The organism is Mesorhizobium jarvisii, assembly GCF_003601985.1.
Lineage (GTDB): Bacteria > Pseudomonadota > Alphaproteobacteria > Rhizobiales > Rhizobiaceae > Mesorhizobium > Mesorhizobium jarvisii.
Window position 1 is genome coordinate 135,826 of sequence record NZ_QZXA01000008.1, and the last position, 13,958, is coordinate 149,783.

Annotated in this window: 13 protein-coding genes; 8 read left to right on the forward strand and 5 right to left on the reverse strand. The window is 64.5% G+C overall.

The annotated features are described in order from the left end of the window. Window positions 1–65: 65 nt before the first annotated feature. The 4 genes from D3242_RS21025 to speB form a co-directional block, all read right to left on the reverse strand. The gene (locus D3242_RS21025) at window positions 66–713 is read right to left on the reverse strand and encodes an amino acid ABC transporter permease (RefSeq protein ID WP_064985248.1); all 648 of its coding nucleotides are present in this window, start codon (window positions 711–713) and stop codon (window positions 66–68) included. Beyond that, the gene (locus tag D3242_RS21030) at window positions 710–1,366 is read right to left on the reverse strand and encodes an amino acid ABC transporter permease (protein ID WP_038651267.1); all 657 of its coding nucleotides are present in this window, start codon (window positions 1,364–1,366) and stop codon (window positions 710–712) included. Before D3242_RS21030 ends, D3242_RS21025 begins: the two co-directional genes overlap by 4 nt. Window positions 1,367–1,372: 6 nt before the next feature. Further along, the gene (locus D3242_RS21035; RefSeq protein ID WP_019862501.1) at window positions 1,373–2,182 is read right to left on the reverse strand and encodes a transporter substrate-binding domain-containing protein; all 810 of its coding nucleotides are present in this window, start codon (window positions 2,180–2,182) and stop codon (window positions 1,373–1,375) included. 82 nt (window positions 2,183–2,264) lie between these two features. Beyond that, a complete protein-coding gene (gene speB / locus D3242_RS21040) occupies window positions 2,265–3,326 on the reverse strand; it encodes an agmatinase (RefSeq protein WP_064985249.1) in 1,062 nt (353 codons plus the stop codon). Window positions 3,327–3,536: 210 nt separating this feature from the next. Between speB and gcvA the strand changes: the two genes are divergently transcribed. From gcvA to D3242_RS21090, 8 genes are all read left to right on the forward strand, one after another. Beyond that, the gene (gcvA, locus tag D3242_RS21045) at window positions 3,537–4,511 is read left to right on the forward strand and encodes a transcriptional regulator GcvA (protein ID WP_019862499.1); all 975 of its coding nucleotides are present in this window, start codon (window positions 3,537–3,539) and stop codon (window positions 4,509–4,511) included. 135 nt (window positions 4,512–4,646) lie between these two features. Further along, window positions 4,647–5,951 (forward strand): nicotinate phosphoribosyltransferase, encoded by a 1,305-nt coding sequence (pncB, locus tag D3242_RS21050; RefSeq protein WP_019862498.1) that lies wholly within the window; start codon window positions 4,647–4,649, stop codon window positions 5,949–5,951. Between the two features lie 171 nt (window positions 5,952–6,122). Then, complete coding sequence (locus tag D3242_RS21060; RefSeq protein ID WP_064985251.1) at window positions 6,123–7,559, forward strand: hypothetical protein; 1,437 nt, start codon at window positions 6,123–6,125, stop codon at window positions 7,557–7,559. A 155-nt stretch (window positions 7,560–7,714) separates the two neighbouring features. Next, window positions 7,715–9,037: an ABC transporter substrate-binding protein gene (locus tag D3242_RS21065; RefSeq protein ID WP_064985252.1), complete on the forward strand. Its 1,323-nt coding sequence runs from the start codon at window positions 7,715–7,717 to the stop codon at window positions 9,035–9,037. A 217-nt stretch (window positions 9,038–9,254) separates the two neighbouring features. Then, window positions 9,255–10,136, forward strand: a complete 882-nt coding sequence (locus D3242_RS21075) for a branched-chain amino acid ABC transporter permease (RefSeq protein ID WP_019862495.1) — start codon at window positions 9,255–9,257, stop codon at window positions 10,134–10,136. Then, window positions 10,133–11,095 (forward strand): branched-chain amino acid ABC transporter permease, encoded by a 963-nt coding sequence (locus tag D3242_RS21080; RefSeq protein ID WP_019862494.1) that lies wholly within the window; start codon window positions 10,133–10,135, stop codon window positions 11,093–11,095. Before D3242_RS21075 ends, D3242_RS21080 begins: the two co-directional genes overlap by 4 nt. Beyond that, window positions 11,092–11,817 (forward strand): ABC transporter ATP-binding protein, encoded by a 726-nt coding sequence (locus D3242_RS21085; RefSeq protein WP_064985416.1) that lies wholly within the window; start codon window positions 11,092–11,094, stop codon window positions 11,815–11,817. Before D3242_RS21080 ends, D3242_RS21085 begins: the two co-directional genes overlap by 4 nt. Then, window positions 11,814–12,536, forward strand: a complete 723-nt coding sequence (locus D3242_RS21090; protein WP_064985254.1) for an ABC transporter ATP-binding protein — start codon at window positions 11,814–11,816, stop codon at window positions 12,534–12,536. The genes D3242_RS21085 and D3242_RS21090 overlap by 4 nt, the downstream gene beginning before the upstream one ends. Here the strand turns inward: D3242_RS21090 and D3242_RS21095 are convergent, their stop codons facing one another. After that, entirely contained in the window at window positions 12,537–13,946 is a 1,410-nt protein-coding gene (locus tag D3242_RS21095; protein ID WP_038651259.1) for a sodium:proton antiporter, read from the reverse strand. Between the last annotated feature and the right edge of the window lie 12 nt (window positions 13,947–13,958).

Consider the following 13,958-nt stretch of genomic DNA (forward strand, 5'->3'; position numbering starts at 1 on the left):
CTTGTCCCTTCTGATCGCAAGACGCGGACAAGCCGTCCACTCCACCTCGGTTGTTCCGCCTGGATCTAGCGGGCCGCCGCGCGCTTTTCGAGCGAACGGGCATATTGCGTCAGCGGGAAGCACATGAGGAAGAAGATCAGCGCCACCAGCCCGTAGACCTTGAACGGTTCGAAGGTGGCGTTGTTGATGGCGTTGGAGGTCCGCACCAACTCCTCGAAACCGATGATCGAGGTCAGCGCCGTCGACTTGATCAGCTGCACCAGGAAGCCGACCGTCGGCGCGCGGGTTATCGAGAATGCCTGTGGCAGGATGATCAGCCTGAGCTCCTGCAGATAGTGCAGGCCGAGGCTGGCGCCAGCGTCCCACTGGCCGCGCGGCAAGGCATCGACGCCGGAGCGCCAGATCTCGGCGAGATAGGCGCTGGCGAAGAAGGTGAGGCCGAGCACCGCCGCGGTCCAGGGCTCGATGCGCAGGCCGAGCATGGGCAGGCCGAAGAACATCAGGAAGAGCTGCATCAACAGCGGCGTACCCTGGAAGAGGGCGATGTAGCCCGAGGCAAAGCGGCGGCTCCATTTATGCTTGGAGATCCGGAAGAACAGCACCGCCATGCCGACCAGCGCGCCGCCGACGAAGGCGGCCAGCGACAGCAGCACCGTCCAGCGTGTGGCCAGCAGAAGGTTGCGCACGATGTCCCAGAAAGTGAACTCGATCATGACACGCCCGCTCCGAGCGCACGGCGCCCGCCGGTGACCAGAAGCCGGCGCAAGGCCATCGACATTGCGAGATAGACCAGCGTCACGACGAAATAGGTCTCGAAGGACCGGAAGGTGCGCGCCTGCAGCATATCGGCCTCATAGGTCAGCTCGCGCACCGCGATCTGCGACACGACGGCCGATTCCAGCATCATGATGACGATCTGGCTGGTCAGCGCCGGATAGATGATCTTGAGCGCCTGCGGCAGCACGATCTTGATGAACACCTGGCGGGGCCTGAGCCCCAGAGCCAGGGCTGCTTCCGTCTGCCCACCCGGCACGGCATCGAGCCCGGCGCCGACGATCTCGATCGTATAGGCCGCCATGTTGAGCGTCATCGCCAGCATGGCGGCCAGGATCGGGTCGAGCCGGATGCCGAGGCTCGGCAGGCCGAAGAAGATGAAGAACAGCTGCACCAGGAACGGCGTGTTGCGCATCACCTCGACATACCAGCCGATGGCCCGGCGCAGCAGCACGGGACCGTTCCGCCGTCCGGCGGCGCCCAGGATGCTTAGCAGCGTGCCGGCCAGCGTGGTCACGGCGATCAGCAGGATCGTCGTGGCCGCGCCATGCGCGATGTCGCCCAAGGCACCCGGGAGCCAGGCAAAGGCCACGGCGACTCAATCCTTGAGGTTGTCGGGGTTGAGCGGCGTCTTCAGCCAGGCTTTCGAGCTTTCGTCCAGCTTGCCGTCGGCCAGCATCTTGGCGATGGCGTCGTTGACCGCCTTCTTCAGCCCGTCTTCGTTCTTGTTGAGGCCGATATGCGAGGGCGAGGTCAGCAGCTGGAACTTCTGCTCCGGCTTCAGCGCATCCTGCTTGGCCAGCACCTGGGCGCCGACATCGTTGCCGACGACCATCAGCTGGGTCTGGCCCGAGATGAAGGCCTGGATGACCGAATTGTAGTTGTCGAAGCGCTTGATGTCGGCCGAGGCGGGCGCGGCCTCGGTCAGCGAGGTGTCCTCGAGCGTGCCGCGATTGACGGCGATCGACTTGTCGGCAAGGTCTTCCTTGCCTTTGACCGACATCGCCGCCGGACCGATCACCGCGATGTAGTAGGGCGCGTAGGCGGCGGCAAAGTCGATGACCTGCTCGCGCTCCTTGGAGTAGCCGACGCTCATCAGTATGTCGACGCGATGGTCGTTGAGATAGGGGATGCGGTTCTGGCCGGTGACGGCGACCGGATTGAGCTTCACCTTGAGCGTGTCGGCGATGTATTGCGCGACATCCATGTCGTAGCCCTTGAGGCTCATATCGGCGCTGGCCGAGGAGAAGGGCGGGAAGTCGGCGAAGACGCCGACATTGATGGTGCCGGCCTTGGTGATGTCAGCCAGCGCGTCGGCATTGGCCGCCTGGGTGGCGAGACCGAGGCCGGCGGCACCGAGCACTAGGATGGCGGCTATGGATGATTTCAGTGTCGAGTGGATTGTCATTCTTATTCCCCTTCTGGAAGCTCTTGATTGTTTGAGGCGGCTGCCGGCTCCAGCGCGGCGGCCGCCTTTACTGGTTCAGGTGTCAGGCGCGCTTGCCCGTGATGGCCGGGCTGAATACCATCAGGCTCAATATCTCGAACAGCACCTGGGCGCCGGCATGCGCGGTGTTGGTGGTGGCGTCATATTGCGGCGCCACCTCGACGACATCGCCGCCGACGATGTTGAGGCCCTTGAGGCCTCGCAGCAGCTCGAGCACTTCGCGCGTCGTCAGGCCGCCGACTTCCGGCGTGCCGGTGCCGGGCGCGAAGGCGGGATCGACGCTGTCTATGTCGAAGGAGACGTAGGTCGGGCCGTCGCCGACGATGTTGCGCGCCTTCTCGATGATGGCGGGGATGCCCATCCCGGTCACCTCTTCGGCGTGCACCACGGTCATCCCCGACTCGTAAGTGAACTCCCAGAGATATTCGGCCGAGCCGCGGATGCCGATCTGGATGGTCCGCGTCGGGTCGAGCACGCCGTCGAGCACCGCGTTGCGGAACGGGCCGCCGTGGTGGAACTTGGTCATGTCGAACAGGCCGCTGGTGTCGCAATGGGCGTCGATATGGATGAGGCCGACCGGCGCCTTCTTGCCGACGGCCTTCAGGATCGGATGGCTGATCGAATGGTCGCCGCCGACCGACAGCGGGATGACGCCGGCATCGACGATCTGGTTGGTGCGGCGCTCGATGTCCTCATGGCTGGTCTCCAGCCGGTAGCGGCTGCGGAATGGCGTGTCGCCGATGTCGGCAACGCGAAGCTCATGCGTCGGCGCGCATTCCAGCACATGGTTGTAGGGGCCGATGCGTTCGATGGCGCGCAGCGCCCTCGGCCCGAAGCGCGAACCGGGCCGGTTGGTGACGCCCAGATCCATCGGCACGCCGATGATGGCCACCTGCAAGTCGCCGAAATCCGGGTTCTCGGCAGCGATTTCGCGGTAGGGCGCGGCGAGAAAGGTCGGGATGCCGGAATAGGGCGCCAGCCTTGTGCCCGACTTGGAGAAGATCTTGTCGGCGACCTTGCGGAATTTCGGGTCGAACATCTCGCCGCCATGGCTCTCGCCATACTTGCGGCGCAACGCGTCGAGCTTGCCGCGATCGTAACCCATATCCGCTCCTCCTGGGCTGATGCAGTGCCGCCGTCGGCGATCTCAAACGAACCGGCCGTCATCCGGCCGGGTCGCTGTCCCGCTGGCTGCCTGCAGATTTCACGTCTTGGTGTTATTTCGAGCCGAAGTGTCCGGCAGCCCAATTGAAAAAGCAATTGATATTGTTAGGGTGTTTCCTGTGAGAAAATCTCACAAAGAAGCCGAGCGTCCATGGTCAAGCGCCTGCCACCCCTGAACCCGTTGCGCGCCTTCGAGGCAACGGCGCGCCATGGCTCACTGACCAAGGCGGCGAGTGAGCTGAATGTCACGCATGGCGCCGTCAGCCACCAGATCAAGGCGCTGGAGCAGTCGCTCGGCGTCAAGCTGTTCGAGCGTATTGGCCAGCGGGTCAGGCTGACGCCGCATGGCGCGGAGCTGTTGCCGGCGGTATCGACCGCCTTCGACGGCATCGCCGCCGCCACGCAGCGGCTTACGCGGCCGGCCAGCAGCGGCGCGCTGTCGGTGTCCTGCGTGCCGGCCTTGCTGCTTTTGTGGATGACGCCGAGGCTGGGCAGCTTCACCGCGCAATATCCCGACATCCAGCTGACGCTGATCCCCTCCAACGACCCCAGGGATATCCGTGCGCCGCATATCGATGTCTGCGTGCACTATGGCGATGGCAGCTGGGCCGATTGCTGGATGCGCAAATGGTCGGGGCTGGAGCTGTTTCCCGTGGTCAGCCCGACTTTGATCAACAACCGGCCGATCCGCAGCGTCAGGGACTTGGCCGACCATGTCTTCCTGCATGGCGACGACGGCCGCGAATGGCACACCTGGCTGGCGGCCGCCGATGCGCTGGACCTCGAAAAGGGCCGCCGCCATCATCTGGGCGACGCGCGCATGGCGGCCGAGGCGGCGGTGCATGGCCATGGCGTGGCGCTTGGCGATTCCGTGACGGCAAGCGCGCTGCTGGCCAGGGGCATGCTGATCGCGCCGTTCAGCCTTTCGGTGCCGGCGGTCGACGATTTCTATGTCGTCTGCCGCAACGAGATGCGCGCGACGCCGATCGTGCAGGTGTTCATCGACTGGCTGTTTGCCGAGAAGGCCGGAGATGACGGCCGTGCCGACGCCCCGGTCGCCGGCCGCATCATCAGCCGCCGCAAGCGTCCGCAACTCAAGGTCATCGGCGCGAAGGCGGTCGGCTGAGACCGGCTGCTCATGGCCATGCGCAGGCCGTTCTTTTTGTCGGGCCAGCCTGAAAGCGGGCAGCGCTTTGGCCAATTCGATGCTATGAGGCCTGTCGCGGTTATGGATGGCAGGCAGCGAAGGCGGTGTTGAAACATGGCTAAGACCGATATTGCGCGGCGTGTCTACAACCACACCTGGAAGCTCGACCCGATCGTGCGCAGCCTGCTCGACACGGACTTCTACAAGCTTTTGATGCTGCAGATGATCTGGGGCATGTACCCCAAGGTCGACGCCACCTTCTCGCTGATCAACCGCACCACCTCGGTGCGTCTTGCCGACGAGATCGACGAAGGTGAACTGCGCGAACAGCTCGACCATGCCCGCACCTTGCGCTTCTCCAAGAAGGAAATGATCTGGCTCGGCGGCAACAATTTCTATGGCCGCAAGCAGATCTTCGAACCGGAATTCCTCGCCTGGCTGGAAGGCTTCCGGCTGCCCGACTACGAGCTGTCGAAGCGCGACGGCCAGTACGAGCTCTCCTTCAGCGGCCCGTGGATGTACACCACGCTGTGGGAAATCCCGGCGCTCGCGATCATCAACGAGCTGCGCTCCCGCGCCGCCATGCGGGCCTTCGGGCCGTTCGCGCTCGATGTGCTCTATGCCCGCGCCAAGGCCAAGATGTGGGCTAAGACCGAGCGGCTGAAGGCGCTGCCCGGTATCCGCATTTCCGATTTCGGCACGCGCCGGCGGCATTCCTTCCTGTGGCAGCGCTGGTGCGTCGAGGCGCTGAAGGAAGGCATCGGCGAAGCCTTCACCGGCACCTCCAACGTGCTTTTGGCCATGGACAACGACCTCGAAGCGCTCGGCACCAATGCGCATGAATTGCCGATGGTGTTTGCCGCCCTTGCCAATTCGGAGAAGGAGCTGAAACAGACCCCCTACAAGGTGCTGCAGGACTGGCAGCGCTATTATGGCGGCAACCTCCTGATCGTGCTGCCCGATGCCTTCGGCACCGCCTCGTTCCTGCGCGACGCGCCGGACTGGGTGGCCGACTGGACAGGCTTTCGCCCCGACAGCGCGCCGCCGATCGAGGGCGGCGAAAAAATCCTGTCCTGGTGGCGCGAGAGGGGCAAGGACCCCAAGCAGAAGCTGCTGATCTTCTCCGACGGGCTTGAGGTGGAAACCATCGAGGAGACCTACCGCCACTTCAAGGGCAAGGTGCGCATGTCCTTCGGCTGGGGTACCAACTTGACCAATGACTTCGAAGGCTGCGCGCCGACCGAAACCAACAGCCTCGACGCCATATCGCTGGTCTGCAAGGTGACGGAAGCCAATGGCAGGCCGGCGGTGAAGCTTTCCGACAATCCCGCCAAGGCGACGGGCGACGAGAAGGAAATACAGCGGTATCTCAGGATTTTCGGCGAGAAGGACCGGGTGGAGCAACTGGTCAAGGTGTGAAGAACAGGCGGGCTCTTGGATAGGTCGAGTTCCTTGTCGCCTCCCTCTGTCCTGCCGGACATCTCCCCCACGAGGGAGGAGATTGGCTGTGATCTCCGCTTTCGCCAATTTTCAACGTCGCAAGAAGGGCGCCGATCGTGTCAACTGCCGGTCTCCCCCTTTGTGGGGGAGATGTCCGGCAGGACAGAGGGGGGCGCCGTAGAGTGCCGTTGCCTGTCGTTGGCCTTGTTGTTTGTCGCGCTGCTTATCGCCCCCACACCCGCCTTCGCCCACGCCTCCGACCGTGGCCACGTCCTGCTCCTCCCAACAGGCTACTACCTGATCGGCGGCGCATTCGCCGTGGCCGTCAGCTTTCTTGTGCTGGCACTGCTGCCCGCGGCCTCCCTCGACCGTTTCTGGCGTAGGCGCCTGCCGCTGTTCACCCCCGGCGACAGCGCCCGCAGCGCCATCAGCCTGATATGCTTTGCCGGCTTTGCAATTCTCGTCGCCGCCGGCCTTTTCGGCAGCCGCGACCCGCTCTCCAACCCATTGCCGCTGGTGATCTGGACGCTGCTGTGGGCCGGCGTCACGCTGCTGCAAGGCGTCTTCGGCGATCTCTGGTCATGGCTGAATCCTTGGGTTGGACCGTGGCGGCTCGTCTCGCGCCTGCTTGGCACTGGCGATGAGGGACCTTGGCGCCTTCCACGATGGGTCGGCTGCTGGCCTGCCGTCATGCTGTTCTTCGCCTTTGCCTGGTTCGAGCTGATCGATGCGGCGCCCGACGACCCGGCACGGCTCGCCTTTGCCGCCGGCCTCTACTGGCTGTTCTCATTCCTCGCCATGCTGGCCTTCGGCTATCGCGACTGGAGCCGGAGCGGCGAGTTCCTGACCGCGTTCTTCGCCATGGTGGCGCGCTTTGCACCGGTCGAGCGCGACGAGGCAGGCCGGCTAGTACTGTGCTGGCCGGCCGCCAAGCTGCTGGCGGCGGAGCCATTGCCGCCCAGCGGCATCGCCTTCCTGCTGCTGGCCTTGTCCTCGGTCTCGTTCGACGGCCTGTCGAAAACCTTCTTCTGGCTCGGCCTGTTCGGCGTCAATCCGCTTGAATTCCCGGGCCGCACGGCGGTGATCGGTAGCGGCACTTTTGGGCTCGTTCTGACATTCGTGCTGCTGGCAGCGGTGTTCCTTTTCGCGGTCTGGCTCGGCCAGCGCCTGGCCGGCAGCGGTCCGCCACTTGGCCAGGCGGCCGGACTGCTGGTGTGGTCGATCGTGCCGATCGCGCTCGCCTACCATGTCGCGCACTATCTAACGGCGCTGCTGGTCGACGGCCAGTATGCACTAGCCTCGTTGTCCGACCCGTTCGCGCTGGGCTGGAACCTGTTCGGCTCCGCCGACATACAGGTCGAGGCCGGCATCGTCGCCGGCGCGGAGTCGGCCTGGTGGCTGTGGAACATCCAGGCCGGCGCCATCATCCTAGGCCATGTGCTCGCCGTCCTCGTCGCGCACGGCTTTGCCTGGCGCCTGCATCCGCAGCCCGCCCGCGCCGCGCTCAGCCAGTTTCCGCTCACCCTGCTGATGATCGCCTACACGGTCTTCGGCCTCTGGCTGCTTGCCACGCCGACCGTCGGATGACAAAAGGGCGGCCCCGATGTCGTTGGGGAAAGCTCGCTTGCCACATCAGGGCTTTGGTGATTTAGTTTGTACACATGCAATTTTCCGCACCCTCCGAGCGAGGATGCCGAACCCGCACTATCGTTGGTCAAGACTGAAAAAACAGGGGAACGAACATGGCTGACAAGAACGGATTTTTCGACCTCTCCAAGACTGGCCTCATCTCCAAGACCGGCCTCACCCGCCGCACCGCGCTGAAGGGCCTGGCCGCGGGCGCCGGCCTTGCCGTGGCGCCCGGTTTCGTCCGCTATTCCCAGGCGCAGAGCTCGGCGCCGATCAAGATCGGCTTCCAGTCGCACCGCACCGGCATCGGCGCCGCCTATGGCCGCTGGTACGAGAAGACCACCGCTGCCGCGGTCAAGGCGATCAACGCCGCCGGCGGCATCAACGGCCGTCAGGTCGAGGTGATCATCGAGGATGACGGCACCGATCCCGGCCGTGGTGCGGAAGTCGTCGGCAAATTCGCCACCCAGCACAAGACCGATATCGTCTTCGGCACGCTGTTCTCGCATGTCGTCATCGGTTCGGCGCCCGCCGCCGGCGAGGCCAAAATCCCCTACTTCGTCGTCAGCGAAGGCCACCACGTCGCCTCGACCAAGCTCAACCGCTATGTCTTCCAGCCCGGCATCACCGACGTGAAGAGCCAGATCCAGTCGATGGCGCCGTGGATCGCGGCCAATGCCGGCAAGAAGGTGACGCAGATCTTCCCGGATTTCGCCTTCGGCTACGACCATCGCGACTACCTGCCGCCGGCGCTGAAGGCGCAAGGCGCCGAGGTCATCGCGCAGATCGCCATTCCGCCGACGGAATCCTCCTTCACCAAATATTTTCCGCAGATCCCGCCCGAGACCGAGGTGATCTACCACGTCATGGTCGGCCCGGCCGTGCTCACCTTCGTCAAGGAGCTCGGCGAATTCTACGGCTCCAACCGGCCGCAGCTGTTCGGCTTCATCGATTCGCTCGAAGCCACCGACATCAACAGCCCCGGCCTGGAATTCCTGGACGGCAGCCATTTCTGGGAAGGCTCGCCACGCTACGCCCAGCCCGATGATAGCGCTGCGCAGAAGGCCTACCGCGCCGCCGTCGGCATCGACGACAATGGAGCGGCGGTCGGCGATCCCAAGGACGTTTCCACCGCGGCGCACATGTTCGGCTGCTGGGAAACGCTCTATGTCGTCAAGAAGGCGATGGAAGATGCCGGCTACAAGGGTCCGGAGGACCGTGCCAAGCTCGTCGAGGCGACCGAGGCGCTGACCGCCTTCGCCGAAGGTCCGGAGCATCCGCAGGGGCCAAAGACCTTCAACGGCAAGATCCACCAGTGCTTCGGCATCCAGAATATCTCCAAGGTCGAAGGCGGCAAGCTGAAGGTGGTGCACAAGACCAAGATCGAGGACGGGCTTTACGAGGCCGAGGGGGACTATACGAAGCAGGCGCTTTAGGTTTAGCCATCTAGCAAGCGTGAGCGCCAAGGCACCCCCCTCTGTCCTGCCGGACATCTCCCCCGCAAGGGGGGAGATCGGCAGTTTGTGTGGCAGCGCCCATCCGCCAGCGTTGATGATTGGCGAAACCAGAGACGACATCCAATCTTCCCCCTTGCGGGGGAGATGCCCGGCAGGGCAGAGGGGGGTGCCTCGCGCATCCATCGGTGCCTAGCCGATGCACTTCGGTCCCCACCTTCTCCTCGCCGCCCTCGAAGGCCTCGTCACATCAGCCGTGCTGGCGCTGACCGCGCTTGGGCTGTCGCTGGTGTTTGGCGTCATGCGCGTCGTCAATGTTGCGCATGGCGAGTTCTTCATGCTGGGCGCAGTGCTCGCCTGGGCGATCTCGACAGCAATATCGGGCCACCCGGCGGTCGGCTTCCTGGCGGCGCTGGTGATCGCGCCGCTGATCGTCGGCGCCATTGCGCTGGTGGCCGAACGACTGGTGCTGCGCCGGCTCGACTACAATCCGGAAGCCACCATCGTCGCCACGATCGGCATGCTCTACATCATCCAGCAGCTGGCGCTGACCTTCTATGGGCCGGAGGCGCGGCCGGTGGAGCCGCCCTTCAGCTACCGCATCCTTTTGCCGTGGTTCGGCTATTCCGGCTACAAGCTGTCGATCATTGCGGCTTCCGCACTTCTCCTGATCGCCACCTGGCTGGTGCTGACGCGCACCAGGATCGGCCTGATCATGCGCGCCACACAGTATGACAGCGAGACGGCGCAGGCCTTCGGCATCCCGGTCGGCCGCGTCTATGGCGGCGTATTCGCGCTCGGCGCCATGCTGGCGGCGATCGCCGCGGTGCTGATCGTGCCGATCAGTCAGGCGCATTACCTGATGGGGCAGGATCCGCTGCTCTTGTCCTTCATCGTCGTCATCATCGGCGGCCTCGGCTCGCTGCGCGGCACCGTCGTTGCCGCCGTGCTGATCGGCCTTTCCGACGGCATCATTTCGATGTTCTTCTCGCCGACCTTGGCCAAGATAATCGCCACGCTGCTGGTCGCCATGGTGCTCGTGTTCCGGCCGCAAGGCTTGTTCGGGACGGCATCGCGATGAGCGAAGCTTCGCCGGCAAAGGCCTATGCGCTGCATCTCGGCGTGATCGCCCTGCTCTTCGCGCTGAGCTTCGTTCTGCCGGAGTACTACCACGGCCTGCTCGCCCGCATCATGGTGCTGGCGGTGTTCGCGATGGGCTACAACATGCTGTTCGGCTATGTCGGCCTGCTCAGCCTCGGCCACGCCATGTTCTTCGGCGCCGGACTTTACGGCGCCGGCCTTGCCATCATCCAGCTCGGTTGGGGCGTGCCGTTGGCCTTCCTTGTCGGGATTGCCTGCGGCGCCGTGCTGGCGCTGGTGATCGGCCTGCTGGCGTTACGCACCACGGGCGTCGCCTTCATGATCGTCACCATGATGTTCGCGCAGGTGTTTTCGCTGTTGATCCTCTACTTCGCGACGTGGACCGGCGGCGATCAGGGCCAGGTCGTGCCGCAGCCGGCGCGTGTCCTCAATCTCGGTGCGACGTCGCTGGACCTCACCGACCCCACCGTGCGTTACATGAGCGCACTGCTGCTGTTCTCGCTCGTGCTTTTGGTTACGCTGGCCATCGTCCGCTCCCGGTATGGCCGCGTTCTGGTCGCCATCCGCGAAAACGAGGAACGCACGAAGATGCTGGGCTACGACACCTTCTCCAACAAGCTCATGGCCGTCGTCGTCTCCGGCACGATCTGCGCGGCGTCGGGCGCCGCCTACGCGCTGCTGTTCGGCTATGTCGGCTCGAGCTTCGCGTCGGTGCAATATTCTATCCTGCCGCTGCTGTGGGTGCTGCTCGGCGGGGCCGCCACGACGCTCGGGCCGCTGATCGGCACCGTCTTCATGTACTATGTCATCGACGTCTCCAGCGGCTACACCTCGGCCTATCTGCTGATCGTCGGCATTGCGCTGATCCTTCTGGTGCTGTTTTTCCCGAAAGGCATTCTCGGCACCATCCGCCAGCGCTGGCTCGGATGGCTGCCATGACGCCGCTTTTGGCCACCAAGGGCCTGTCGCGCCATTTCGGCGGCCTGCGCGCCGTCGACAACGTCGACTTCACCTTGATGCCCGGTGAAATCCGTGCCGTCATCGGCCCCAACGGGGCGGGGAAGACTACCTTCGTCAGCATGGTCAGCGGCCGCATCCAGCCGTCTTCAGGAGCGATCGTGTTCGATGGCGCCGACATCACCGGCATGCCGGCCTATGTCAGGGTGCGCCAAGGCATCGCCTACACGTTCCAGATTACCAGCATCTATGCCAACCTGTCCGTTTACGCCAACGTCGCGCTGCCCGTGCAACTGACACTGAGGCACGGGCCTTCCAAGAGCGCGATACAGGCCGCTGTCATGACGGCGCTGGAACGCACCGGGCTCGCGGACCGCGCCCATATGCCGGCCGGGCAATTGTCCTATGGCCACCAGCGCCTGCTCGAAGTGGCGATGGGCCTGGCGCTCAAGCCGCGCCTGCTGATCCTCGACGAGCCGACGCAGGGGCTCGCCGACAGCGAGATCGACAATTTCATCGTGCTGGTGCGCGACATCGCCAGGAGCGCCACGGTGCTTCTGATCGAACACAACATGCCCGTCGTCATGCAGTTGGCCGACCGCATCACTGTCTTCAACGCCGGCAAGATCCTGGCGGAAGGCACGCCGGAGGCGATCCGCGAAAACGCGGCGGTGCAGGAAGCCTATCTGGGGACCGCCCCATGATTGAGACGAGCAAGGCCGAGGCATTGCGGATCACGGGACTGAACTGCTTCTACGGCGAGGTCCAGGTGCTCTACGGTCTCGACCTCGTGCTCAACAAAAGCGAGGTGCTGTGCCTGTTCGGCCGCAACGGCGCCGGCAAGACGACGACGCTGAAGGCGATCATGGGCCTGCTTCCTTCGAGCGCGGGCTCGATCAAACTCGACGGCCAGGAATTGACCGGCCTGCCGGCGCACGAAGTGCCGAAGGCCGGCGTCGCCTATGTGCCGCAGGGCAGGCGGCTGTTTGCCGAGATGACGGTGGCGGAGAACATCGAGATCGGGCTGATGGCGCGCGGCAAGGGCAAGGCCGTGCGGGAAAACGTCCTCGACCTCTTTCCGCTACTGCGCCAGCGGCTGCGGCAGCGCTCGGGCACGCTGTCGGGCGGCGAGCAGCAGATGCTGGCGATGGCGCGTGCGCTGTGCCTCGAACCGCAAGTGCTGTTGCTCGACGAGCCGACGGAAGGGCTGATGCCGTCGATGATCGCCAAGATCCGCGAGACGGTATCGAAGCTGCGCGAGATGGACGTCTCGACCATCCTGGTGGAACAGCGCGTCGATGCGGTGCTGTCGGTCGCCGACCGTGTGTCGTTCATCGAGAACGGCCGTAACCGCGAGACGGTGGATGTCGAGGAATTGCGTGCCGACCCATCGGCGGTCAGGCGCTATGTGGGCGTTGGTTGATCAGCCGAAAAACAGAAAGCCGGCGATCAGGAAGGCCGGGATCAGCACCAGGCCGGACCACAGCATGTAGCCGAAGAAGCCGGGCATCTTCACGCCACGCTGCCTGGCGATGGCATAGACCATGAAGTTGGGCGCGTTGCCGATATAGGTGTTGGCCCCCATGAACACCGCACCCGCCGAGATCGCGGCAAGCGTCGAGGCGAATTCGGTCATCAGGTGATGTGGATCGCCGCCGGCAAGCTCGAAGAACACGAGATAGGTCGGCGCATTGTCGAGGAAGGACGACAGCGCTCCGGTCAACCAGAAATAGGCGAGATCGTTAGGCGTGCCTTGCGCCGAGGTGACGAGCGCGACCAGCGGCGCCAGCGCACCCTCGTGACCGGCCCTCAGGATGGCGATGACCGGCACGATGCAGATGAAGATGCCGGCAAACAATTTTGCCACTTCCGCGATCGGACCCCAGTTGAAGCCGTTCGCCGCGCGGTATTCCTTGCGCGAAACCGCCAGCGACACGAAGGCGAGCGCCAGGATGACGGCGTCGCGCACCAGGTTCTGCAGTTCCAGCGCCACGCCTTGAATGGAGAAGGCGACATCAGGCTTCCACGTCGCCGACAGCAGGATGGCGCCGATAACGCCGGCCAGCAGCGGAATGTTGGGCAGGCCGCGGATGCGAACCTTCGAATCCGGCGTCGGGTCCTTGATCTTCGGCGCGCCGGCCTCGCGCCGGTGCAGGATGATGTCGATCGCCAGGAACACGGCCAGCACCAGGCCGCCGACGAACAGCGTCTCGCGCCAAAGGTTGGCGGTTGTCCAGAAGAAGTCGACGCCACGCAGGAAGCCGACGAACAGCGGGGGATCACCGAGCGGCGTCAGCGAGCCGCCAATGTTGGACACAAGGAAGATGAAGAAGACGACGACATGGGCGTTGAACGGCCTGTTATCATTGGCGCGGATGATCGGCCGTATCAGGATCATCGAGGCGCCCGTCGTACCGATGACCGAGGCGAGCAGCGCGCCGACCAGCAGCAGCCCGGCATTGACCAGCGGCGTGCCGTGGATGTTGCCGGCGACCAGGATGCCGCCCGAAATGGTGAACAGCGCAAACAGCAGGATGATGAAGGACATGTATTCGGTGAGCAGCGCATGCAGCACCGCCTCGGCCGCCTGGGGGATCCCGAAGGCGAGCGCCAGCGGCACGACGACCAGCGCCGCCCACAGGGCCGCGATCTTGCCGTAGTGATGCTCCCAGACATGGTGGAACAGCAGCGGGCCGGTGGCGATGGACAGCAGCAGGCCGGCAAAGGGCAGTGCCCACCACAGCGACATCGCGGCACCGGGCAGAGCATGTTCCTCGGCCGCTACGGCTACGTCCGGGAACAGCATGGGGACGGCGATGCCAGCGCCCACCATCACGCCTGCACT

What these genes read in the sequence shown, in the direction of transcription:
- D3242_RS21025 (WP_064985248.1), bottom strand. Translation starts at nt 713, where the DNA reads ATGATCGAGTTCACTTTCTGGGACATCGTGCGCAACCTTCTGCTGGCC.
- D3242_RS21035 (WP_019862501.1), bottom strand. Translation starts at nt 2,182, where the DNA reads ATGACAATCCACTCGACACTGAAATCATCCATAGCCGCCATCCTAGTG.
- speB (WP_064985249.1), bottom strand. Translation starts at nt 3,326, where the DNA reads ATGGGTTACGATCGCGGCAAGCTCGACGCGTTGCGCCGCAAGTATGGC.
- gcvA (WP_019862499.1), top strand. Translation starts at nt 3,537, where the DNA reads ATGGTCAAGCGCCTGCCACCCCTGAACCCGTTGCGCGCCTTCGAGGCA.
- pncB (WP_019862498.1), top strand. Translation starts at nt 4,647, where the DNA reads ATGGCTAAGACCGATATTGCGCGGCGTGTCTACAACCACACCTGGAAG.
- D3242_RS21060 (WP_064985251.1), top strand. Translation starts at nt 6,123, where the DNA reads ATGTCCGGCAGGACAGAGGGGGGCGCCGTAGAGTGCCGTTGCCTGTCG.
- D3242_RS21065 (WP_064985252.1), top strand. Translation starts at nt 7,715, where the DNA reads ATGGCTGACAAGAACGGATTTTTCGACCTCTCCAAGACTGGCCTCATC.
- D3242_RS21075 (WP_019862495.1), top strand. Translation starts at nt 9,255, where the DNA reads ATGCACTTCGGTCCCCACCTTCTCCTCGCCGCCCTCGAAGGCCTCGTC.
- D3242_RS21080 (WP_019862494.1), top strand. Translation starts at nt 10,133, where the DNA reads ATGAGCGAAGCTTCGCCGGCAAAGGCCTATGCGCTGCATCTCGGCGTG.
- D3242_RS21085 (WP_064985416.1), top strand. Translation starts at nt 11,092, where the DNA reads ATGACGCCGCTTTTGGCCACCAAGGGCCTGTCGCGCCATTTCGGCGGC.
- D3242_RS21090 (WP_064985254.1), top strand. Translation starts at nt 11,814, where the DNA reads ATGATTGAGACGAGCAAGGCCGAGGCATTGCGGATCACGGGACTGAAC.
- D3242_RS21095 (WP_038651259.1), bottom strand. Translation starts at nt 13,946, where the DNA reads ATGGTGGGCGCTGGCATCGCCGTCCCCATGCTGTTCCCGGACGTAGCC.